This window comes from Luteibacter sp. P1_D3, from assembly GCF_056406135.1.
On the sequence record NZ_JBFUAT010000014.1, the window covers coordinates 65,450 to 87,652 of the forward strand.

Below are 22,203 nucleotides of genomic sequence, written 5' to 3' on the forward strand. Positions count from 1 at the left end.
CTCAGGCCTTGGTGGCCGTCAGCTTTTCGAGAGCCTTGCCGACCGCGGCAAAAGCGAACGCACCCGTGACATGCGTGGCCGCACCGAGGCCGCCACCGCAGTCGAGCTTCAAGGCATCGCTGCCCGGCGGTCGCACGCCGCACACACTGCCGTCGGGCTGCGGGTACTGCACGTTCTGCATTGAATACACCGCCGAGACGCCGAAGAAACGATCGGGGTTACGTGGGAAGCCATGCTCCTGGCGGAGCTTCTTCCTGATCATGCTGAGCATGGCGTCATGCTCGGTGCGCGACAGGTCGCGAACGCGGATCAGGGTCGGATCGGTGCGACCGCCCGCGGCCCCCACGGTGACCAGGGGCACCTTGCGCCGGCGACACCAGACCACGGTCTCCAGCTTGACCTTGAGCGCATCGCAGGCATCGATCACCACGTCGTAGTTGCGATCGAGCAGTTCGTCCAGGGTGGACGGTGTCAGGAAACGCTCCATGGCTTCGAGCCGGAGGGTCGGGCTGATCGCGTGTGCCCGCTCGGCGACGACACCGACCTTGGGCTTGCCGTACTGGCCATCCAGGGCATGCATCTGCCGGTTGGTATTGGACAGGCAGACGTCGTCGCCATCGATCAGGGTGAGCCTGCCGATGCCGCTGCGCGCCAGCGCTTCGGCGGCCCACGAGCCGACGCCACCCACACCGATGACGCACACGTGTGCGTGAGCGAGGCGATCCAGGGTGCCGCGGCCATAGAGCCGCTCGATGCCGGCGAAACGTTCGGCCTGGGCCGTACTCACGGGGATCTCGGTGTGGGGTATGACGCTCATTGTCTCATATTGAAAGAATGGGACCGTCCGCTATGCTGACAGTCCGGAAAGCCATGGATCACCGATGCGCGCGTTGCTTCTCGTCATCCTGGGGCTGGCCGTAGGCGCCATGGGCGCCACGTTCGCTCTGTCGGCACTTCGCCAGGGCACGCCGTTCCACGATGGCGTCATGGCCGTGATGCAACACCACATGGGCGTACTGCAGGCCAACGTGCGGGCGAAACAGTGCGATGCCAAGGGCAGCGCCAGCCATCTGGGCCGCCTGCGCGAGACGGCCGGCGACATTCGCGAGGCCTTCCCGGACATGGAGCCTGCGTTCGCCCAGGCCGACGACGGCCTGCTGAAGGCGCTCGACCAGGCCGTCGACGCCACGCCTGGCACCTGCGAGGCCCTCGCCGCCGTCTTGAAACCGGTCGGCGATGCCTGCCAGTCCTGTCACCAGCGATTCCGCTGAGATGACCGGATCCGCGCCCGAACGGCCGACCGGCTTCCTCCGCATGCAGTGGTGGCTGCTTGCGCGCGCCATGGCACGCTTCGAAACCACGATGTTCCTGCGCACCCGTTACTCGCAGCCGAAGATGGTCGCGATCGGCGTGGTCGGCAGCTTCTGCCTCGCCGTCTACTACCCGGTGTGGGCGTACCTGTTTCCGCAGCCCTACGAAAACCTGCCGATGCGGCTGGTCTGCAGCGCCACCTTCATTCCGCTCGCCCTCCTGCCCTGGTGGCCGCGCCGTTTGCGCACGCACCTGCCGACGTACTGGTATTTCGCCATGACGGTGGCGATGCCTTTCTTCGTCGGTTACATGACCCTGCGCAACGCCACGCCGGCCTGGCTGATGACGCACCTGGCCTGCGTGATGTTGCTGATGATGCTCTTCGACATCGTCAGCTTTCTCCTTGTTTTCAGCATCGGCAGCCTGCTCGCAGGCCTGGTTTTCGTGCTCTCGCCCGAGGCGCACCTGCATACGCAGACGATGCTCGAGTACCTGCCCCTGCTGCTGTTCGGCATGGTCGGCGGTGCCACGTGCACGGTATCGTCCACGATGGCCGAGCAATCGCGCATCGAAGCGCTGACCGCCGCCTCGAACAATATCGCCCACGAATTGCGCACGCCGCTCGGATCGCTGCGCATCGCGGCACGTGCCGTCGCCCGTTTCATGCCCGACCTGATCCGCAGCCATCGCCTGGCCGAGGGCGGAGGCCTGCCCGTGCCGGAGCTGCGTGCGCAGAACCTGCATGCGCTGGAGCGCAGTATCGGCGTCATGGAGCGCGAGGTCACCTACGCCAACACCATCATCGACATGCTGCTGCTGTCAGCCCGGCCGATCGGTGAGGTGCCGCTGATCCCCCTCACCGCCCGCGAGTGCGTGGAACAGGCGCTGCGGCGCTTTCCGTATGGATCCCGCGCCGAGCGCGAGCGGATCACGCTGTCGCCGACCGGCGATTTCCGCCTCCTCGGCGAGGAGAGCCTGGTCGTGCACGTCCTGTTCAATTTGCTCCGCAATGCACTTTTTCATACCGATCGGGCGGGCAAGGGCGATATCGGCGTGTTCATCGAACCGGGTGAACGGGCCAGCCGCATCCGTGTCTACGATACCGGTCCGGGCATCCCGCCTGACGTCGTTCCCCGCATTTTCAACCGCTTTTACTCCTATTCGAGCGACAGCCCCGGTACCGGATCGATCACCGGGCTAGGAATAGGTCTCGCTTTTTGCCGCGCGGCGATGGAGCATATGGGAGGTGGCATCGTCTGCCGAACGAATCTGGGTGAATTCACCGAATTCACCCTAACCTTTCCGCATGCGGAGACCGGGGACCGGCAGTGATGACGTTGAACTCGCAGGGCGATATCCAGCCCTTCCACTTTCCAACGACGACTTTCCTCGTGGACGACCACGAGGAGTATCTCGACGTCGTGCCGCTCCTGCTCGACCCGATGGTCCGCGTCCGTACCTTCAGTTCGCCGCGTAGCGCGTTGGCCACCCTGGGCAACAACGGCAGCCGCCCGGTCCCAGGGGGCGGCTGGCTGTATCGCTGGAAGGATCGACCCTCCGAAACGCAAGAACTTGTGGCGCTCGATATCGACTCGATCCACCGGGTGGTCTACGACCCGGAGCGCTTCGCGGAGATTTCCGTGGTGGTTGTCGACCAGGCCATGCCCGAGATGGACGGCATCACCTTTTGCAAGCGCTTGCCGAATCCGCATATCGGCAAGATCCTGCTGACGGGCCGTGCGGACGACGCCACGGCCATCGATGCCTTCAATTCGGGTGTCATCGACCGGTTCATCCGCAAGAACGACCCCCTGGCCATCGAAAAGCTCCAGACAGCCATCACCGAGCTGCAGCGGCGCTACTTCGAGCGGGCCAGCGCCTTCGTGGCCGAAACCCTGGCGCTGGGTAATTTTCGCTTCCTGCGTGACCCGGCGTTTCGCGAAGTCCTGCAGAGCGTCACTGCCACGTTCCAGCCGGTGGAGTGCTATGTGCACTGCAATCCCACCGGGCTTTTGCTGATCGATGCCTGGGGTATCGGCCGCTTCCTCCTCGTCCAGACCGATGAGGACCTGCGCACCCACTATGAAATTGCGGCAGATCTGGGCGCCCCCCAGACCGTGCTCGACGCCCTCCGCGGCGGCGAAGCCCTGCCCTGGTTCCGCTCCCGCGACGGCTTCTACCACAAGGGTGTGGAGAATCCGGAAGCCCACATGTACCCCGCCACGGCGGTGTCCGGCGAACAGTGGTACTACTACGCGCTGATCGACGACGTGGAGCGTTTCCGGCTGCAGCACATCAAGTCGTACCGGAGCTGGCTGCGCGAGCAGGACCTCAGTCTCTCCGCGGACAGCAGGCCGCGCTTCATCTAATCGGGCTCATTTCTCAATAAGAGGACGCTTTCGTACCGGATCATCCGGTGCGTCGGGCGTCCTTTGTCGTGCGTGGTCGCGTGGTCGTTCCGACGCGCGGGCGTCACGACGTCTCTCTTGGTAATGGCACGAGGCCGGAGTCCGTTCGTGGACCCCGTAGGACGCCTCTCTCATCTTCATGCGTCTGCCTGGGCGAGGTGGACGTGCGTGCGCTGTTTTCAACGGCGCCGTGGATATCGCCCATCCCCCTTTGCCAGAGAGAGAGATCGTCATGGAAAACGTTTCCGTCTTGCACCGCATCGCCCAGGCACCGACGCTTCCGGAATTCGTTCAACGCAGGGTCGACAAATTTCACAACGAACGGGTTGCCATCGACTGGGGCGGCCGTCACATTTTGCGCGGCCGGCAGTCAACGAGTGCCGACCTGATGCTGCAGAGCAACGACTATCTGGCCATTGCCGGGCATCCGGCCATCGTGGAAGCACAACGCGAGGCGCTGGCGAGCGGCGGCCTGGGCATGATGATGTCCGCACTGTTCCAGCAACACGCCGACGATCCGCTGCATCGCGTCGAGGCGGAGCTCGCACGCGCCGTCGGCAGTGAGGATGGCATCCTCGCGCAGTCGGGATTTGCCGCCAACGTGGGACTCATCCAGTCGATCGCGGGCGAGCGCGTGCCCGTCTACGTCGACATGCTCGCCCACGCGTCGCTGTGGGAAGGCATCCGCAGCGCGGGTGCCCGAGCCGTGTCTGTCCTGCACAACGACATGACTCACCTCGAACGCCAGGTGATGCGAAACGGCCCTGGCGTCATCGTCGTCGATGCCGTGTACAGCACCAACGGCAGCATGGCTCCCCTTGTCGAGATAGCCCAGGTCGCCCATGACCACGGTTGCGTGCTGGTGGTCGACGAGTCGCATTCGCTCGGTACGCATGGGGTGCGGGGTGAAGGCCTGGTGGCCAGCCTCGGGCTCAATCACCGCGTCCACTTCGTCACCGCGAGCCTGGCCAAGGCCTATTGCTCCCGCGCCGGCTTCATCGCCTGCACGACCGCCTTCAAGGACTATTTCGGCTGCGAGGCGCTGCCGGCCATTTTCAGCTCATCGCTGCTTCCGCATGAGCTGGCCGGTCTGTCGGCCTCGCATCGGGTGATTCAGTCCGAGGGCTGGCGACGCCAGCGACTCCGCCAGGTCACGCGTCGCGTGCGCACAGAGTTGACCGAACTGGACTACCCCATCGCCGATGGCACGGAGCAGATCGTGGCGTTCGAAGCCGGCGTGGAGATCCTTACCGGGCATGTGCGCGACGTCATGGAACGTCATGGCGTGTTCGGCTCGGTCTTCAGCGCGCCCGCGACGACGGTCAACCGTTCGCTACTTCGCCTGACCCTCAACGCTGGGATGAGCGACGACGACGTGGAGCGCCTGATCGAGGTGTGCCGCGTGGCACGTGACGCCATGGATCTGCCGTCGTGGAGTGCGACACGCCGGTCGACACGGGAGGCTGCCCGATCGCCGTCGGCGGAAGTGGCCTGAGTCCGGCCGTGGACGCGTGCGTGCGCCCTCAGCGCAACGAAACGCGTCCACGCAGGATGTCCCAGAACATCGCCCAGTCACCCATCAGGCTATAAAGCGGATGCTTGAAGGTGGCCGGGCGATTCTTCTCGAAAACGAAGTGCCCCACCCATGCGAAGCCGTAGCCGCCGACCAGCGCCAGCCACAACCAGCGCAGCTGGCCGGTGGCGACGAGCATCGTCAATGCCGCGAGCACCACCCAGCTGCCCACGAAATGCAGGCGCCGGCAACGCACGTCGGCATGCTCGCCCAGGTAATAGGGATAGAAGTCGCGAAAGCTGGCAAAGCGTGCCATCACGGGCTCCATTCAATAGGTGGGCAGGGGAATCCGCTCGTAAGCATCGCCGGGAACGACCGGAAAACGACCTTCCGACCAGGCTACCTTGGCCGCCTCGATCCGTTCCTGCGAACTCGCGACGAAATTCCACCACAGATGGCGCTCGCCATCGAGTGGCGCGCCACCGAACAGCATGACCAGCGATGGCTCGCGAGCCGTGAGTACGGGAGGCTCGCCGCCATAGGCCACCCCCATGTCGAGGGCGCCCAGATCGAGGTCGCCGAAACGCGCGGCGCCCTCGACCACATACGCGCCCCATTCCGCATGCTGCTCCGGCATAGTCAGCGTCGCCCCGGCTTCGAGGCGCGCCTCGACGAAGAACATCGGCGCATAGACACGCACCGGCGACGTCACACCGAAGGCGTCGCCTGCGATGACGATGAGCCTGGCGCCATCGCGACTCACCGCAGGTAGGGTGGCGGCACTGTGGTGGTGAAATTCGGGGTCGATGTCTTCGTGCGTCCTGGGCAAGGCGACCCAGACCTGGATGCCATGCAGGTCCTGCCCGTGGTGACGTTCATCCGGTGGCGTACGTTCGGAATGCACGATGCCCCGCCCCGCCGTCATCCAGTTCACGTCACCCGGATGAATATCGACGGCGCTACCGAGGCTGTCACGGTGACGGATCGCACCGGCGAACAGCCAGGTGACCGTCGCCAGCCCGATATGCGGATGCGGCCGTACGTCCATGCCGGTGTCTTCACCAAAGGTGGCCGGCCCCATCTGGTCGAAAAAGACGAATGGCCCGACATGGCGAGCCTTCAGGTGCGGCAGCATCCGGCGTACGACGAAGCCGCCACCGAGATCGCGCTGCTTGCCGTCGATGGGGACCGTGGTCATGGCTACTTCTCCGCGTGTCGTAGGGTTCAAGCGTAGCCGATGCGTGTCCTAGACAGCCTGCATCCACTCGGCAAGGCGACGTGCGATCTCCTGCGGCACCTTCATCCACGCGAAGTGGTCGGCCGGTGCGCCGGCGAGATCATCGGGACCGATGACGTCGGTGCGTTGCGGTGCCTCGGGCATCTTGCCGAGAAGGAAGGCCAGCGATGTCTCGGGACCGAACCAGTCGTCACGCAGGCGCTGGGCGAAGACCGGCGCGCGCTGCCCGCGCAAGGCGGCTTCGAGATCGGCGTCGATGCCTCGCCCGGCGTACCGCCCGGTGCGCCCCGTGCGTGACCAGTCACCAATCACACCCCGAGCCTCGTTGCCGCCGAAACCCACCCGGCGGCCGGGCAGCCATCCCACGAGGTTGGCGAGCGCGGGCGCAGCGACGAGGGCCAGACCCACCCACGGCTTGAAACACCGCCAGTACGGCGAGCCGCTCCCGACGAGAGCCAGGCCCGCCAGCGGCATGGGGCTGGTCGCGGCAAGCAGGCTGGCGAGCTGGCCGCCCAGGCTGTGTCCGCCCACAAAGAGTGGTACCGACGGGACGGCATCGCGCAGGGCGGCAAGACTGGTGGGCAGGTCGTCCGTGAGGAGCTCGCGGTAGCCCCAGTCGGCATGGCGGCCGGCCCGGCGATCACTGGACCCGATACCCCGCCATTCATGCACGGCCACGGCAATGCCGCGCGCAGTAAGCGCGAGAGCGAAGGGTTCATAATGACGGGCAGCCACACCGAGTGCGGGGACCCAGAGCAAGGCGGCCATCTCGTCCCCATCGGGACGGTAAAGGACCAGATCGGCGGAGGCGCCGTCGGCCATATGCAGCGAAATCGCCTCGCGTGGGGCGGATTCCGGGAAAATCGTGGGTTCAGCGCGATCGGTCATGCAGCCAAACGCTCTCTCGGCGCGGCTGCGCCGAGAGAGCAGAAGTCTTGCAAGAACGGGAGGCGCTAGCCAACCCGAACAGAGTTACTTCGGATTGACGTTGTCCGCCTGCGGGCCCTTCTGGCCCTGGGTCACGGTGTACTCAACCTTCTGACCTTCCTGCAGCGACTTGAAGCCGTTGCCCTGGATCGAACGGAAATGGACGAACACGTCCGGACCGCCTTCATCCTGAGTGATGAAGCCAAAGCCCTTCGCATCGTTGAACCACTTAACAGTACCAGTTGCCATCACACACACCTCTATCCAACACTCGAAAACCCGGCTCGCGAGCCGGCGACTTACTGGGAATGCAGGACCGGGTGAGGCGATGGAGCGTAAACTTCGCGCTTACATCGGGCCACTCGCGTGACCGCGCAGACACAGTAAGGTGGATGATAACCACATTTGGCGCGAGTTATGTAGGGGAATGCCTACATAGGACGATTTATTGACGTCTATCACGACTTTTTTTGTGAAAAACGCGAAATTCTTAGGAATAAATCGGGCTTTACCGGGCTTGGGCACCGACCTTGAGATAAATCTCAGGCATGAAAAAAGCCGGACGTCTCCGCCCGGCTTTTCATGCAGCGAGTGCGTCAGCAGGCTTACGCCTTGTTGACTTCCTCAGCCTGCAGACCCTTCTGGCCGTTGACGACCTTGAAGGAGACCTTCTCGCCTTCGGCGAGGGACTTGAAGCCGTTGCCCTGGATAGCGCGGAAGTGAACGAACACGTCCGGGCCGTTCTCACGGGAGATAAAGCCGAAGCCCTTGGCGTCGTTGAACCACTTGACGGTGCCGATTTCACGATCCGACATAGAAACACTCCAATACATTGTGTAGCGAATAAAACCGACGATCGGTTGATCGTCGCTGGAACTGGTGTGCAAGGAAACGCGAGGAGCGAAGCGATGTTGCGGATACGTGATCAGCTGCATCGGGTCAACGTAACTCTATGACCCCGGCAAACACAGTCGGCGAACTATACTCGTCCCTTCGATAAATAGCGACGGCACCCCCACCAGGCGCCTCCCGGGGCCGCCCTGACGCCACGTTCACCCCCTGGCGGACCATGCTTGCGCCCCGTCGCACCCGCATTGCGACTTTTCACCTACCATCCTTCCACGCCACGCCCTAGGGGGACCGACCATGACCCAACACCTCACCCGCTTCCTGCCGTTGGCCTTGTGTGCCCTTGCCTTGGCCGCCTGCTCCGACCACAAACCGAAACCCACGACCACACAGACGGTGACGGCGACGCCGACCAGCTCGACCGGCACGACCAAGTCGCGTTCAGCGACGACCACGGTGACCAACGTCCCGGCCGGCAAGACCACCAAGTCCGGCGCGACCCCGGCGGCCGCGTCCGGTCCGCTGCCGACCAGCACGGGCGTTGCTGCCTGCGACGAGTATCTGGCCAGCTATAAGAGCTGCCACCTGGCGGCCGGCGTGTTCGCCCGCGACCAGATCGAGCCGCGCTACGAAATGATGCGTACCACCCTGCTTCGCCAGTCCCAGGACCCGGACATGCGCGATCAGTTGCAGAACCGCTGCGCATCGCTGGCGTCGCAACTGAAGGACGCCCTGCACGGCAAGTCCTGCGCCGATACTCCGGCGCCCGCGTCCACGCGCTGATCACCCCTCCAGCGCGGTACGAATGAGCCTGGCCAGCCCTTGCGGCTGGCTGAGCCCGACCGAGATGCGCGGCGTGCCATGCCAGGCCGCGCATTCACCGAGGGCCGAGGCGATCCCGGCGACCAGTCCGGGCGAGGCGGATACCCCGGCCTCCAGCCAGACACCGATCACCTCGAACAGGCCTTCCTGCCGATGCGCCTTCCCATCCAGGCGGCCCACCAGACGCCCGCGATGCAGGATGGGCAGCACGTAATACCCATAGGTCCGCTTCGCGGCCGGGGTATAGCACTCCAGCGTGTATTCGAAGTCGAAGAGATCCATCGCGCGGGCACGGTCCCACACGACCGGATCGAACGGCGACAGCAGGGTGGTTCGCGTGGCTCGCAGCCGATGGCCCGCGGCCTCGCTCAACAGCGATGCGTTGTCGCGGTGCACGTAGGCAAGGTCATCCCAGCCGTCGACCCCGACCTCGAGCAGCAGGCCCTCGGCGACCAGGGGCGCCAGTTCCGCCTCGGTCACCCGCGGGCGTAGTCGGAAGTAGTCGGCGATCCAGCGTGCCCTCGCAATGCCCAGGGCATGAACACTCTGCAGGATGAAGTGGCGACGCACGTCCGCCTCCTCCAGCGTTCCCACGGCCGGCGGCTCGGCCCAGCGTGCCGTTACCCGCTCGGCGAGGTCGTAGACACGCTGGAAGCGCTCGCGGCGATCCACCATCAGGGCGCCGAGGGCGAACCAGGCTTCCAGCCAGCGCTTTTCCGGCTTCCAGCCCCACCACCCCTTGACCGCGGGCGTGTCGCGCTCGAAATCGGCGGCGCGCAAGGGGCCTTCGCGCCGGATCCGTTCGAGCAGGAGGTCCATGTCAGCGCCGGCGTCGGCCCGTGTCCGCTCCGCCATTTTCTGTGCCCAGTGGCCACCGCGACCCGACCGGTAATCACGGTGAAACCGGTATTCGGACGACGGCACGAAGGACGCCTCGTGCGCCCAGCATTCGGCAATCTCACCCTTGGCCAGCGATTCGTCCAGCCATTCGATGCGGTACGCGCCGAGGCGTGAAAACAGCACCATGTAGGGGCTGCGCGCGACAACGTTGATGGTGTCGATCTGGAGCAGGCCCATCGCTGCAACGGTCGAGGCGATATCCGCCGGCCGGGCTTTTCGCGTACGCCGGCGCAGGAGCCCCTGGGCGGCGAGGTGAAGCAACTGCGCCGATCGTCGCGACAGACGGAGCACGTCGTCCGTGGAGGAGCCGTCGGATACGCGTGATGCCACGGTATAGGCCTGTTCGCAGTTGGGTCGCCATTAAATCGTCCCTTGCTAGCGTCGGCAATGTGTCGTCCCACCACCGCTGACGAAAGGAGGCTTTCGATGAATAAGCAAGTTCGCGCCGTTGCACTCGGCGCATCGCTGCTGCTGGCAGGCGTGGCGTTCGCCCAGGATGTTCCACCGCCCGCGAGGGTCCCGCCACCGCCGCCGGGTGAGGCCACACCACCACCGCCGCCCGCCGACATGCCGCCCAGCAGCATGCCGCCGCCGGCGTCGGACGCKCCACCGCCGCCTCCACCGCCGCTGCCGCCGGCACCCCCGCCGCCGAACCCCGACGCCGGCGCGACCGGAACGACCATGCCGACGACGCAGGGCCCGGTCACCGTCAACAGCGCTCCCGCCCCGGCCAAACCGTCCGGTCCCGCGCCCGACTTCGCGACGCTGTCGGGTGGCAAGGGCTCCATCACCGCCACGCAGGCCTCAGCGTTCCCGCTGCTGGCGAACGACTTCCAGTATGCGGATGCCAACCGCGACGGGAAGATCAGCAAGGCCGAGTACCAGCGCTGGGTCCAGCACTCGGGCGCCAGCGGCCAGTGACCGGGTAAGACATAACGACGCAGGGCCCAGCCGTGGCCCTGCGTCGTTTCTTGCGATTAACGGCAACAATGCACGTTATTCACACATTCGTGGCGGCTACACTCCCGGCTCGCCATGCCGCATTGGGCATGCAGGGAGTGACACCACATGAACCGTTTCCATGCCGCAGGCGCTCTTGGCGCCTACGCGTGCCTCCACGCGGGGCTCGCCCTCGCGCAGAACCCGAGCCCCATCGACATCCGCGCCTGCTCGGCCATCGAGACCGATGCCCAGCGACTGCTGTGCTACGACAAGGCGACTGGACGCGACAGGCTCCCGCAGGCGGCCAAGAAGAAGGATGAAAAGGGCGAGTCGGTGAGCGTCGACCTTGCCACTCGCAACTCCAACGACGTGGCCCGCCCGGTGTCGCTGCTCGACAGTCGTTGGGAACTCTCGCCCGAGAGCAAGCTGGGCACGTTCAACCTGCGTGGCTACAAGCCGACGTATGCGCTGCCGTTCTTCGGTACGACCAAGCAGAACAAGACCCCTTCCAGCCCCGCGCCGGACCACACGGTGACGGAGCCGCAGGAGCTGCAGAACGTCGAAGCGAAGTTCCAGATCAGTCTGAAAACCAAGGTCTGGGAAAATGTCTTCGGCGATAACGGCGACCTGTGGGTGGGTTATACCCAGTCGTCGCGCTGGCAGGTCTACAACAAGGAAAATTCGCGTCCGTTCCGTGAGACCAACTACGAGCCGGAAGCCCTGCTGGTGTTCAACACCAACTACAACATCTTCGGTTGGAACGGTCGTCTCGCCGACATCGGCGTGAATCACCAGTCCAACGGACGCGCCGACCCCCTGTCACGCAGCTGGAACCGCGTCGTTGCCGATTTCGGTTTCGAGAGGGAAAACTGGGTCGTGAATCTGCGACCGTGGTGGCGCATCCCGGAGGGCGGCAAGGAAGACGATAACCCCGACATCCAGGACTACATGGGGCGCGGCGAAATCCAGGTCGTTCACGAGATGGGCGCCAATGAGTTCGCGTTGACTGCCCGCCATTCGTTCCGCACCGGCGATCGCTCGCACGGCTCGCTGCGCGGCACGTGGAGCTTCCCGGTCGTGCACAACCTGCGTGGCTATCTCGAGGTGTTCAACGGTTACGGCGAGAGCCTCATCGACTACAACCACCGCGCCACCTACCTGGGCGTCGGCGTTTCGTTGCTCGACTGGTACTAATAAATACATGTAGGAGCCGATTCATCGGCGAAAAGCCAACGGAGCGGTTTAGCCCCGAGGCCCAATCGCCGATGAATCGGCTCCTACCACAGCGGGAGCCGTTGGACCGGCTTAGTGGTGGTGACCACCCTCACCGTGGATGTGGCCGTGGGCGAGCTCTTCTTCGCTCGCATCGCGCACACCGGTGATCTCGACGGCGAAGTGCAGCGTCTGGCCGGCCAAGGGGTGGTTGCCGTCGACTGTGACGTTGTCGCCTTCGATCTTGGACACGGTGACGTTGATGCTGCCCTGGTCGTTACGACCCTGGAACTGCATGCCCGGCTGCAGATCTTCCACACCCTGGAAAGCCGCACGCGGAACCGTCTGGACCAGCTCGTCGTGGCGCACGCCATAGCCTTCCTCGGGCGAGACGTCGACCTTGAACTGGTCACCGACCGACCGACCTTCCAGCGCCTTTTCCAGACCCGGCACGATGTGGCCTTCGCCGTGGATATAGGCGAGCGGCTCGCGGCCGTCCGAGCTGTCGATGACGTTGCCCTGGTCGTCGGTCAGCGTGTAGTGGAAAGAAACGGCATGGCGGTTGGCAATCTGCATGAAAATTCTCGCTATGAAGAGTAGTGAAAGGACGTGTGGGCGACCTTGGGGGCCCTCAAGGCTAGGCGACCCGCCGCCTGACTGCAAATCGCGCAGCCCTCGTGATGCTGCGGCGCAACCCGCCGCGGGCGCGTAATCTGCTAGCGTGCCCGCCCTTCCCTTTCCCCTACGACGCCCCCTTGGGAGCCGCATGTTCGACTGCATTCTGATCGCCAACCGTGGTGAGATCGCCTGCCGCGTGATCCGGACCTGCCGCCGCCTGGGCATCCGTACCGTTGCCGTGTACTCCACGGCCGACGCGGACGCTCAGCACGTGCGGCTCGCCGACGAGGCCTGGCCCATCGGCGGGCCTCGACCGGCCGAGTCCTACCTGCGCGGCGACGCGATCATCGAGGTCGCCCTGAAAACGGGTGCCCAGGCGATCCACCCCGGCTATGGCTTCCTGTCGGAAAACACCGATTTCGCGCGCGCCTGCGCCGCGGCCGGCATCGCCTTCATCGGACCCCGCCCGGAAAGCATCGACGCCATGGGCTCCAAGGCCGCCGCCAAGGCGCTGATGGCGACCCACGCGGTGCCGCTGGTGCCCGGCTATCACGGCGAAGACCAGGATCCGGCGCGACTGGCCATCGAGGCAGCCCAAACCGGCTTCCCGCTGATGATCAAGGCGGCCTCGGGCGGCGGTGGCAAGGGCATGCGCATTTGCCGCGACGCCGCGAGCTTCGGGGAAGCCCTGGCCTCGGCCCAGCGCGAGGCCGCCAATGCCTTCGGCGATACCCGCGTCATCCTCGAGCGCTATGTGGAGCATCCGCGGCACATCGAGTTCCAGGTCTTCGGCGATACGCATGGCAACCTCATCCATCTCAACGAACGCGAGTGCTCGGCGCAGCGGCGCTACCAGAAGGTGCTCGAGGAAACCCCGTCGCCCTTCCTGGACGATGCGCGTCGCGAGCGCATGGGCGCCGCCGCAGTGGCTGCCGCCCGCGCCGTCGATTACGTGGGCGCGGGCACCGTCGAGTTCATCGTGGCCCAGGACGGCGAATTCTTCTTCATGGAGATGAATACGCGCCTCCAGGTCGAGCACCCCGTCACCGAGGAAACGCTCGGCCTGGACCTGGTGGAATGGCAGTTGCGTGTGGCCGCCGGCGAACCGCTTCCGCTCGCCCAGCAGGATGTCCACGCGCACGGGCACGCGATCGAGGTGCGCCTGTATGCCGAGGACCCGGAAGCGAACTTCCTGCCCGGCTCCGGTCGTCTCCTGGCGTTGAACCTTCCGACGCCCTCGCGTCACGTCCGCCTCGACGGCGGCGTGATCGCTGGCGACACGGTGACGATCTTCTACGACCCGATGATCGCCAAGCTCATCGTTCACGATCGCAATCGCGAGCAGGCGCTGGAACGACTGCGCGAAGCGCTGTCGGTGATCGACATCGTCGGGCCGAAATCCAATGTCGGTTTCCTCGAGCGGCTGGCTCGTCATCCTGCGGTCGTCGAAGGGCGCATCGACACCGGCTATCTCGACCGCCACCTTGAGGAATTCCTGACCGGCGACAGCGTCGCGGGCAACACCGAGTTGTTCGCTGCGGCGACTGCCGTGTTACTCACCGATGAACGGGCGCAGCAAGGCGCCGCCGCCGATCCGCATTCCCCCTGGGCCAGCGCCGATGCGTGGCGCATCGGCCATGCGRGCAAACGCGTCGTCGCCCTGATGGAAGGCGATATCCGCCACGAGATCGATGCCCACGGGCATGGCGGCGACTACACCTTGCGCAGCGGCGACGCGACCTGCACGGTTGCCGGCGCACGTCTCGCTGGCGATGTGCTGTCGGCACGCTTCGACGGTCAGGCCCGGCGCCTGCCGCTGGGTATGCTCGGCATGCGTATCCGCGTACATGACGACGCCGGCCGGCGCTGGAACGTCGAACGCGCGCCCGCCTTCGCCTGGGCCGGTGCGCAGGGGACGACCGCACGCCACCTGGCCGCGCCGATGCCGGGTCGCATCGTGCTGGTCCGCGCTGCCGCGGGCGACGTGGTCGAGGAAGGGCAGGAGCTGCTGGTGATGGAAGCGATGAAGATGGAACTCGCCTTGAAGGCGCCGCGCGCCGGCACCATCGAGTCGGTATCCGCCGCGCAAGGCGATTTCGTCGACGCCGACGCGATCCTTGTCCGCTTTGCCGATCCCGTTTGAACGAGACATCCATGAACGCATCGAATCACGTACGCATCGTCGAAGTCGGTCCGCGTGACGGCCTGCAGAACGAGAAGGCGATGCTCGCAGCCGCGGTCAAGATCGAGCTGATCGACCGCCTCTCCGCGACCGGCCTCGCCACCATCGAGGCAACGAGCTTTGTCAGCCCGAAGTGGGTGCCCCAGCTCGCCGATGCCGCCGAGGTCTTCCGCGGTATTCGTAAGGCGCCCGGTGTGGTTTACCCGGTACTCGTACCCAACCTGCAGGGCTACGAGCGAGCACGCGACGTGGGGGCGACGGAAGTAGCCGTGTTCACCGCCGCCTCCGAGGCGTTCAATCGCACCAACATCAATGCCTCCATCGACGAGTCCATCGAACGCTTCGTGCCCGTGATGGAGCGCGCGCGTGCCGATGGTGTCGCCGTGCGTGGATATGTATCGACCGTGCTGGGCTGCCCCTACCAGGGCGAGGTGCCCGTCGCCGATGTGGTGCGCGTGGCGCGACGCCTGCATGAGCTGGGCTGCCACGAGATATCCCTCGGCGACACGATCGGCGTGGGTACCCCGGCGAAAGCCCGCGACATGCTGCGCGCCGTGGCCAGCGAGGTGCCGATGAGCGCCCTCGCGGTACATTTCCATGACACGTATGGACAGGCTCTGGCGAACATCCTGTCCTGCCTGGAGGAAGGCGTCCGCGTGGTCGACAGCGCCGTCTCCGGCACCGGCGGCTGCCCCTATGCGAAGGGCGCTACCGGCAATGTGGCGAGCGAGGACGTGGTGTACATGCTGCATGGCATGGGCATGACCACCGGCGTCGACCTGGACCGCCTGATCGAGACCGGTGCGTGGCTCGCCGGTCAGCTCGGCAAGGAAACGGCGAGCCGCGTCACCCGGGCGCGAACCGCGGCGTAAGAGGGCGGCCTGCGGGCCGCCATTCCGCAACGAAGCCGATCCGTGGCAGCATCGGCTTATGCGAACCGATTACATGATCCGCCCCATCGAGCCGCGGGACGACGCCGACATGGCCGCCGTGATCCGCCATGTCATGCCTGAATTCGGCGCCGACGGCCCCGGCTTCGCGATCCACGATCCCGAAGTCGATGGCCTGTCCACCGCCTATGCCCGCCCCCGCCATGCCTATTTCGTTGTCGAGAAAGACGGCCACGCGATTGGCGGCGCGGGTATCGCGCCACTGGAAGGCGGCGACGACGACACCTGCGAACTGCGCAAGATGTATTTCCTGCCCAAGGCACGTGGCATCGGTGCGGCCTCCCGGTTGATGCGTCGATGCCTCGATGCCGCGCGCCGTGCCGGCTTCCAGCGCATTTACCTGGAAACACTCACGGGCATGGACGCGGCCCAGGTGCTTTATCTGCGCCACGGCTTCGCACGTATCGACGCGCCGATAGGTGGCACCGGCCATTTCAGCTGCGATCGCTTCTTCCTGCGCCACCTCAACGATGGCGACCTGATCGTCGCCCCGGAACCGCCCAGCCTGGTGTTCGCGATCGACGATCCGGGTCGCGACGACGTGCTGCCGTTGATCGAGCAGTTGCATGGCTATCTTTCCGACCTCTACCACCAGCCGTTACCGCCGCATGTGGGCGTGGAGAGCCTTCGCCAGCCGCACGTGACCTTCATGACCGCGCGCGTCGATGGCACGCCGCTCGCCTGCGGCGCCGGCGTCGACCATGGCGACTACGTGGAACTGAAATACATGTACGTCGTGCCGGCCTGCCGTGGCATGGGGCTGGGCAAGGAGATGCTCGAGGCGCTCGAGGCCCAGGTGCGTGCAAACGGCGGTACGCGGGTGAAGCTGGAAACCGGCACGGCACAGACCGAATCGATCGAGCTCTATGAACGCTCCGGCTATCGCCGCTGCCCACCCTTCGGCGATCATCGCGCGCATCCCGCCAGCATCTTCATGGAAAAGCCGCTTTGATCCGCATCGCCACCGAGGCCGACGCCGCCGCCTGCCACGCCATCTACGCGCCTATCGTCGCCTCCAGCGCAATCACTTTCGAAACCGATCTGCCGGGCGAGAATGCCATGCGCGGACGCATCCGCGCGCGCCTTGCCACCCATCCGTGGCTGGTCTGGGACGACCATGGCGAACTGCTCGCGTACGCATATGCGGGCCGCTTCCGCGAACGCGCCGCCTACGACTGGATTGCCGAGACATCGATCTACGTGCATGAGAACGCGCGGCGCCGCGGCATTGCGCGTCGCCTCTACGGCGCCTTGCTCGATGCCATGCGGCTGCAGGGCATCAATCAGGCCGTCGGCGTGATTACCTTGCCCGGCGAAAGCAGCGTGGCGATGCACGGGGCCATGGGCTTCACTCCGGCGGGTATCTGGCCGAAGGCCGGGTACAAACTGGGCCAGTGGTGGGACGTAGGGGTGTGGGGCCTGTTCCTGTCGGAACCGGAAACGCCGCCGAAGCCAGTCGTGCCGTTTGCCGGGCTCGCGGATTCCGCCGAATTGGCCGCCCTTCTCGCGAAAGCCTGATGGCCTACGGCGGCGACCAGGCTGCTCCATGTGGGAGCCGGCTTTGCCGGCGATGGGGTTGCAGCTAATCCGCTCCGTTGGTTTTTCGCCGATGAATCGGCTCCCACAGGGATACCGGCAACGGCTGCGGCGGCGCCGCAAGCCGTGCGGGTCGGCCCTCGGCTAAGATTGGCTTCTTTGTCAGTCGTACCAGCGGAGTAGTCATGCAGCTCGAACAGGTCAGGGCCGTCATCACCGGCGGCGCATCCGGTCTCGGCCACGCCGTCGCGCAACGCCTCGTCGCCGCCGGCGCGAAGGTCGCCCTCTTCGACGTCAACGAGGAGAAGGGTCATGCCGCTGCCGCCGCGCTCGGCAAGAACGCGAGCTTCCAGCGCACCGATGTCACGTCCGAAGAGGGTGTGACCGCCAACGTCGCCGCCGCCCAGGCCGCCATGGGTGGACTCAACGTCGTGGTCAACTGCGCCGGCATTCTCGGCGCGGGCCGCGTGCTCGGCAAGGAAGGCCCGATGCCGCTGTCGACCTTCTCGGGCACCGTCATGGTGAACCTCGTCGGCAGCTTCAACGTGGCCAAGGCCGCTGCGCAATGGATCCAGGCCAATGCCGCCGGCGAAGACGGCGAGCGCGGCGTCATCATCAACACGGCCTCGGTCGCCGCCTACGAAGGCCAGATCGGCCAGGCCGCCTACTCGGCGTCGAAAGGCGGCGTGGTCGGCATGACCCTGCCGATGGCACGCGAGCTGGCCCGTTTCGGCATCCGCGTGAACACCATCGCACCGGGCATCTTCTGGACGCCCATGGTCGACGGCATGCCACCGGCGGTGCAGGAGTCGCTGTCCGCGTCGATTCCCTTCCCGTCGCGTCTTGGCCGCCCGGAAGAGTTCGCCGACACCGTGGCCTTCATCATCAACAGCCGCTATCTCAACGGCGAAACGATCCGCCTCGACGGCGCCGTTCGCCTCGCCCCGAAATAACCCACGCCACGTACCCCACTCCCAAGACATCGAAGTCGAACGCCATGAAAGCATCTGATGTGAAGAAAGGTAATGTCGTCGAGCACGACGGCACCGTGTACCAGGTCCGCGATATCGAACGCAGCTCGCCCTCGGCGCGCGGCGGCAACGTGACCTTCCGGTTCACGCTGTATTCGATCCCCGGCCAGCGCAAGTTCGACCTCAGCCTGCGCGCCGAAGACGAGCTCAAGGAAGTCAGCCTCGAGCGCCGCCAGGCGAAGTTCTCGTACATGGACGGCGACAATTTCGTCTTCATGGACGATGAGGATTACACGCAGTACACGCTCGGACCCGATGTGGTCGGCGAGAACGCCGGCTATGTCGTCGAGGAACTCGAGGGCTACTACGTGCAGGTGATCGACGAAGCGCCGGTCGGCCTGCAGGTGCCGACCTCGGTTGTCCTCACCGTGGTCGACACCGCGCCGGAACTGAAGGGCTCCAGCGCCACCAAGCGCAACAAGCCGGCAAAGCTGCAGACCGGCATCGAAGTGCAGGTGCCGGAATACATCACCAATGGCGAGAAAGTCACGGTGAATACGCTCACTGGCGAATTCGCCGGGCGCGCCTCGTGATCGGATGAGCCAGACTTACTCGTTCCGCGCCAGCGTCGTCGACACGTTGATCCGGACGAAACGGCCGGACGTACCGATGCGGGTTGCCTTGCGCAATACCGCAGCGGTCGTCCTGCCGCTGACTGCCGGCATCGCGTTCGGACACGCGGAAGTCGGCATCGGCATCGCGGCCGGCGCGCTGGATACCATGTTCTCCGACCAGCCCGGCCCGTACCAGCAACGCCTGAACCGCCTCTTCCTCGCCGCACTCGCCGCGGGTCTCGCTTCGCTGATCGGCTTCCTGCTGGGCGACCAGGTGCTGGCGATGTGCATCGCCTGCATCGCGTGCGGCTTCTTCGGCGGTTTGCTCGTCGTGTTCGGCGCGGATATCGCACGCGTGGGCATGACCAGCATGCTGCTCCTGGTGATCACGGCGGCCACGCCCAAGAGCATCGACGGCGCACTCGCCGGCGGTGGACTCATCTTTGCCGGCGGCATGCTCCTGGCCGCGTTTTCCATCGCGGCATGGCCACTGCAGCGCTACCGGCCGGAGCGAGCCGCGCTCGCCCTGGTCTATCGCGGCCTCGCGGACCTCGCCCAAAAGCCGCACAAGGATGGCGAAGCCCCTGGTATCACCGATGCGATGAACGCGCTGCAAGTCACCCTGCTCGGCCGTCATCATGCGCACGGACGTGCGATGGAAGCCTTCCGCGTCCTGCTGGAACTGGCCGAGCGCATACGCCTCGAGCTTGTCGCCATGGCCGAGCTCGAACTGAAGCGCGAATCCATGGGCGAGATGTTCCGCAACGATGCGGCCCGCGTGCTCACCGCGACCGCCGACGCGCTGGACGCAGCCGAGCCACCGCAGCGCGCCGAACGCGCCCTGGCAACGCTCCAGGCAAGCGAGCGGGCGCTGCTCGCCGGCTCGACCGGCACGGGCCTCGGAGCCCATATCCAGGCCTTGTCCGGCCAGCTCGCCGCCGTGGTCCGCAACACGAACTGGGCCGGCAGTCGCGGTGAAGAACGCGCCCAGCGCGCGGAAACCTCGCTTCCGGACACCTTGCGCAGCGCATCACCGCTGGCCACGCTGCGCGCGAACATCACGCCCCACTCCGTGGCGTTTCGACATGCCGTGCGTTGCGCTGTCGTGCTTACCCTGGCCTTCGCGGTGTCGCGTTACTTTCATCTGCCGCACGGCTACTGGCTACCGATGACGGCGGCCATCGTGCTGCGTCCCGACTTCGCCGCCACGTTCAACTTTGGCCTGTTGCGTGTCGTCGGCACCGTGCTCGGCCTGATGCTCACGACGTTCGTGCTACGCCTGACCCCGGACATCGTCTGGGCACATATCGCGGTGATGGGCGTGCTCTGCGTGGCCTTCCGCTATCTCGCCGGCGCGCACTACGGCATCGCGGTGGCGGCGCTGACCGGCACCGTGGTCGTCCTGCTGTCGTTCGACGGCGTCGATCCCTTCAATGCGATGTCCGATCGCGTGCTCAATACCGCCCTGGGCAGTGCCATGGCCCTGCTGGCCTACGTACTCTGGCCTTCGTGGGAGCGCAGTCGCGCGCGTATCGCGTTGTCGGACATGCTTTGTGCGTATGCCGATTACCTCGACACCCTGGTCGAACCGGCCGATCGGACGACGCGTCACCAGGTGCGCAATGCCACGCGAACCGCGCGAACCAATGCACAGGCATCCGTCGATCGGTTGCGCGCCGAGCCCGGCACGCCCGCCGTGCTGCAGGAGCTGGCCGAAACCCTGTACGCCAACGGCAATCGCCTCGCCCGTACGGCGATGACCCTCGAAGCCCTGATCGACATCGACCAGGTACCCGAGGAATGGGCGCACGTCGGCCCATTCATCCGCGAGGCCGCCACGGCGCTGCGTGCGCAAGGCGAGGCGCTGACGGTGGCGGAAGGCGCAACCGTGCCCCCGGATCTGCGCTTGCATCAACGGACGCTGGTGCAGGCACTGGCGCGAACGAAGGACCGGGAGCTGGCCGAAGCCATCGGGCGCCTGACCGACCGGCTCACGGACAACGTGGATACCGTGGCGCACGTGGTCACCCGGCGCTCCGTCACTCCGGCGTGATCCCGATCGTGCGGCGCGCGCTCCGGCGTGCTGCACCGCGAGAGGCCCCCGACCGCGGCCGGCGCTACACTCGGCCCCATGCTGAAGATCGACACCCACGCGCACATCCTGCCCCGTGACTGGCCCGATCTCGCGGCCCGCTACGGCGACGACCGCTTTCCGGTGATGACCCACTCCAGCGGCCATCACCGGATCTACAAGGACGGCCGCTTCTTCCGGGAGGTCTGGGAGTCCGCCTTCGACGCGGATCACCGCATCGCCGACTACGCGCGTTTCGGCGTGGGCGTGCAGGTGGTCTCGACGGTGCCGGTGATGTTCTCGTATTGGGCAAAGGGCCATCAGGCCCTGGAACTGCATACCCATCTCAACGACGACATGGCCGCCGTGTGCCAGGCGCACCCACGCCACTATGCGGGTATCGGCACGGTGCCGCTGCAGTCGCCRTCGCTGGCGATCCGTGAAATGGAGCGCTGTATCGACGAACTCGGCCTTCAGGGCGTGCAGATCGGCTCGCATTGCAACGAGTGGAATCTCGATGCGCCCGAGCTGTTCCCGTTCTTCGAAGCCGCCGCCGATCTCGATGCCGCCGTGCTGGTCCACCCGTGGGACATGATGGGCACCGAATCGATGCCCAAGTACTGGCTGCCGTGGCTGGTCGGCATGCCCGCCGAGCAGGCACGGGCTGCCTGCGCACTGATCTTCGGCGGCGTGCTGGAGCGACTGCCCTCACTGAAGATCATGCTCGCCCACGGCGGTGGCAGTTTCCCCTATTCGATCGGTCGTATCGAACATGGCTTCCGGATGCGTCCGGACCTGGTGGCGACCGACAACGCGCGCAATCCGCGCGAGTACCTTTCGCGGCTGTATTTCGACTCCTGCGTGCACGACGACGCCGCGCTGCGCTACCTGCTCGAGGTGGCCGGCACCGACCGCGTGATGCTCGGCACCGACTACCCGTTCCCCCTGGGCGAGCAGGAGCCGGGCAGCGGCATCGAGGCCCTGGGGCTCGACGATGCCTCCCGCGCTCGGCTCTTCCACGGCACGGCACTGGAGTGGCTGGGCGTACCCCTGTCGCGCTTCCAGACCATGTCCGCCGTGGCGTGACGTAACGCACACTGTGGTGGGCCATGCGCGGCCGGGCCCTGTGCAAGAATGCCC

At 65.8% G+C, this 22,203-nt stretch carries 23 protein-coding genes and 1 pseudogene; 16 read left to right on the forward strand and 8 right to left on the reverse strand.

Going from position 1 to position 22,203, the window contains the following annotated elements; genetic code table 11:
* Nucleotide 1 precedes the first annotated feature (1 nt).
* Nucleotides 2-817 carry a tRNA threonylcarbamoyladenosine dehydratase gene (locus AC1DYM_RS11210; RefSeq protein ID WP_477338269.1) on the reverse strand — a complete coding sequence of 272 codons (816 nt, stop codon included), beginning with the start codon at nt 815-817 and terminating at the stop codon, nt 2-4.
* A 64-nt stretch (nt 818-881) separates the two neighbouring features.
* Here AC1DYM_RS11210 and AC1DYM_RS11215 point away from each other — a divergent pair, with 64 nt between their 5' ends.
* The 4 genes from AC1DYM_RS11215 (at nt 882) to cqsA (ending at nt 5,214) form a co-directional block, all read left to right on the forward strand.
* The gene (locus AC1DYM_RS11215) at nt 882-1,271 is read left to right on the forward strand and encodes a cytochrome c (RefSeq protein WP_477338271.1); all 390 of its coding nucleotides are present in this window, start codon (nt 882-884) and stop codon (nt 1,269-1,271) included.
* A gap of 1 nt (nt 1,272) precedes the next feature.
* On the forward strand, nt 1,273-2,643 hold the full coding sequence (locus AC1DYM_RS11220) for a sensor histidine kinase (RefSeq protein WP_477338273.1): 1,371 nt from the start codon (nt 1,273-1,275) through the stop codon (nt 2,641-2,643).
* Nucleotides 2,643-3,680 carry a response regulator gene (locus AC1DYM_RS11225; RefSeq protein ID WP_052767135.1) on the forward strand — a complete coding sequence of 346 codons (1,038 nt, stop codon included), beginning with the start codon at nt 2,643-2,645 and terminating at the stop codon, nt 3,678-3,680. The genes AC1DYM_RS11220 and AC1DYM_RS11225 overlap by 1 nt, the downstream gene beginning before the upstream one ends.
* Nucleotides 3,681-3,951: 271 nt before the next feature.
* Nucleotides 3,952-5,214: an alpha-hydroxyketone-type quorum-sensing autoinducer synthase gene (gene cqsA, locus AC1DYM_RS11230; protein WP_477338275.1), complete on the forward strand. Its 1,263-nt coding sequence runs from the start codon at nt 3,952-3,954 to the stop codon at nt 5,212-5,214.
* A 28-nt stretch (nt 5,215-5,242) separates the two neighbouring features.
* Here cqsA and AC1DYM_RS11235 read toward each other — a convergent pair whose 3' ends face one another.
* The 5 genes from AC1DYM_RS11235 to AC1DYM_RS11255 all read right to left on the reverse strand — a co-directional run bounded on the left by AC1DYM_RS11235 (nt 5,243) and on the right by AC1DYM_RS11255 (nt 8,211).
* Nucleotides 5,243-5,548, reverse strand: coding sequence for an Mpo1-like protein (locus AC1DYM_RS11235; RefSeq protein ID WP_477338277.1), 306 nt, complete (start codon nt 5,546-5,548; stop codon nt 5,243-5,245).
* A gap of 12 nt (nt 5,549-5,560) precedes the next feature.
* Nucleotides 5,561-6,430, reverse strand: a complete 870-nt coding sequence (locus AC1DYM_RS11240; protein ID WP_477338279.1) for a pirin family protein — start codon at nt 6,428-6,430, stop codon at nt 5,561-5,563.
* A gap of 48 nt (nt 6,431-6,478) precedes the next feature.
* The gene (locus AC1DYM_RS11245) at nt 6,479-7,357 is read right to left on the reverse strand and encodes an alpha/beta hydrolase family protein (protein WP_477338281.1); all 879 of its coding nucleotides are present in this window, start codon (nt 7,355-7,357) and stop codon (nt 6,479-6,481) included.
* Between the two features lie 84 nt (nt 7,358-7,441).
* Entirely contained in the window at nt 7,442-7,645 is a 204-nt protein-coding gene (cspE, locus tag AC1DYM_RS11250) for a transcription antiterminator/RNA stability regulator CspE (RefSeq protein WP_046967384.1), read from the reverse strand.
* Nucleotides 7,646-8,001: 356 nt separating this feature from the next.
* Nucleotides 8,002-8,211 carry a cold-shock protein gene (locus AC1DYM_RS11255; RefSeq protein WP_046967385.1) on the reverse strand — a complete coding sequence of 70 codons (210 nt, stop codon included), beginning with the start codon at nt 8,209-8,211 and terminating at the stop codon, nt 8,002-8,004.
* 331 nt (nt 8,212-8,542) lie between these two features.
* On the opposite strand from AC1DYM_RS11255, the gene AC1DYM_RS11260 reads away from it, so the two are divergent.
* Nucleotides 8,543-9,028 carry a hypothetical protein gene (locus AC1DYM_RS11260; RefSeq protein WP_477338283.1) on the forward strand — a complete coding sequence of 162 codons (486 nt, stop codon included), beginning with the start codon at nt 8,543-8,545 and terminating at the stop codon, nt 9,026-9,028.
* On the opposite strand, the gene AC1DYM_RS11265 is transcribed toward AC1DYM_RS11260, so the two are convergent.
* Entirely contained in the window at nt 9,029-10,297 is a 1,269-nt protein-coding gene (locus tag AC1DYM_RS11265) for a winged helix-turn-helix domain-containing protein (RefSeq protein WP_477338284.1), read from the reverse strand.
* Between the two features lie 96 nt (nt 10,298-10,393).
* Here AC1DYM_RS11265 and AC1DYM_RS11270 point away from each other — a divergent pair, with 96 nt between their 5' ends.
* Together AC1DYM_RS11270 and AC1DYM_RS11275 are read left to right on the forward strand one after the other, a co-directional pair.
* Nucleotides 10,394-10,888 carry an EF-hand domain-containing protein gene (locus AC1DYM_RS11270; RefSeq protein WP_477338286.1) on the forward strand — a complete coding sequence of 165 codons (495 nt, stop codon included), beginning with the start codon at nt 10,394-10,396 and terminating at the stop codon, nt 10,886-10,888.
* 147 nt (nt 10,889-11,035) lie between these two features.
* Nucleotides 11,036-12,103: a phospholipase A gene (locus tag AC1DYM_RS11275; RefSeq protein WP_477338288.1), complete on the forward strand. Its 1,068-nt coding sequence runs from the start codon at nt 11,036-11,038 to the stop codon at nt 12,101-12,103.
* Between the two features lie 111 nt (nt 12,104-12,214).
* Here AC1DYM_RS11275 and AC1DYM_RS11280 read toward each other — a convergent pair whose 3' ends face one another.
* A complete protein-coding gene (locus tag AC1DYM_RS11280) occupies nt 12,215-12,697 on the reverse strand; it encodes an FKBP-type peptidyl-prolyl cis-trans isomerase (protein WP_046967388.1) in 483 nt (160 codons plus the stop codon).
* A gap of 190 nt (nt 12,698-12,887) precedes the next feature.
* Between AC1DYM_RS11280 and AC1DYM_RS11285 the strand changes: the two genes are divergently transcribed.
* The 9 genes and pseudogenes from AC1DYM_RS11285 to AC1DYM_RS11325 all read left to right on the forward strand — a co-directional run bounded on the left by AC1DYM_RS11285 (nt 12,888) and on the right by AC1DYM_RS11325 (nt 22,149).
* On the forward strand, nt 12,888-14,882 hold the full coding sequence (locus AC1DYM_RS11285) for an acetyl/propionyl/methylcrotonyl-CoA carboxylase subunit alpha (RefSeq protein ID WP_477338290.1): 1,995 nt from the start codon (nt 12,888-12,890) through the stop codon (nt 14,880-14,882).
* 11 nt (nt 14,883-14,893) lie between these two features.
* A complete protein-coding gene (locus AC1DYM_RS11290; RefSeq protein WP_477338292.1) occupies nt 14,894-15,793 on the forward strand; it encodes a hydroxymethylglutaryl-CoA lyase in 900 nt (299 codons plus the stop codon).
* Nucleotides 15,794-15,851: 58 nt separating this feature from the next.
* Nucleotides 15,852-16,337 (forward strand): annotated as a pseudogene (locus tag AC1DYM_RS11295) (GNAT family N-acetyltransferase); the annotation flags it as partial.
* Between the two features lie 150 nt (nt 16,338-16,487).
* Entirely contained in the window at nt 16,488-16,823 is a 336-nt protein-coding gene (locus AC1DYM_RS11300; RefSeq protein ID WP_477338335.1) for a GNAT family N-acetyltransferase, read from the forward strand.
* A complete protein-coding gene (locus AC1DYM_RS11305) occupies nt 16,820-17,389 on the forward strand; it encodes an N-acetyltransferase family protein (RefSeq protein ID WP_477338294.1) in 570 nt (189 codons plus the stop codon). The genes AC1DYM_RS11300 and AC1DYM_RS11305 overlap by 4 nt, the downstream gene beginning before the upstream one ends.
* A 203-nt stretch (nt 17,390-17,592) precedes the next feature.
* Nucleotides 17,593-18,360 (forward strand): SDR family NAD(P)-dependent oxidoreductase, encoded by a 768-nt coding sequence (locus AC1DYM_RS11310; RefSeq protein ID WP_477338296.1) that lies wholly within the window; start codon nt 17,593-17,595, stop codon nt 18,358-18,360.
* 44 nt (nt 18,361-18,404) lie between these two features.
* Nucleotides 18,405-18,971 (forward strand): elongation factor P-like protein EfpL, encoded by a 567-nt coding sequence (gene efpL / locus AC1DYM_RS11315; protein WP_477338297.1) that lies wholly within the window; start codon nt 18,405-18,407, stop codon nt 18,969-18,971.
* Between the two features lie 4 nt (nt 18,972-18,975).
* On the forward strand, nt 18,976-21,045 hold the full coding sequence (locus AC1DYM_RS11320) for an FUSC family protein (RefSeq protein ID WP_477338299.1): 2,070 nt from the start codon (nt 18,976-18,978) through the stop codon (nt 21,043-21,045).
* A 78-nt stretch (nt 21,046-21,123) separates the two neighbouring features.
* Complete coding sequence (locus AC1DYM_RS11325; RefSeq protein ID WP_477338301.1) at nt 21,124-22,149, forward strand: amidohydrolase family protein; 1,026 nt, start codon at nt 21,124-21,126, stop codon at nt 22,147-22,149.
* Nucleotides 22,150-22,203 lie beyond the last annotated feature (54 nt).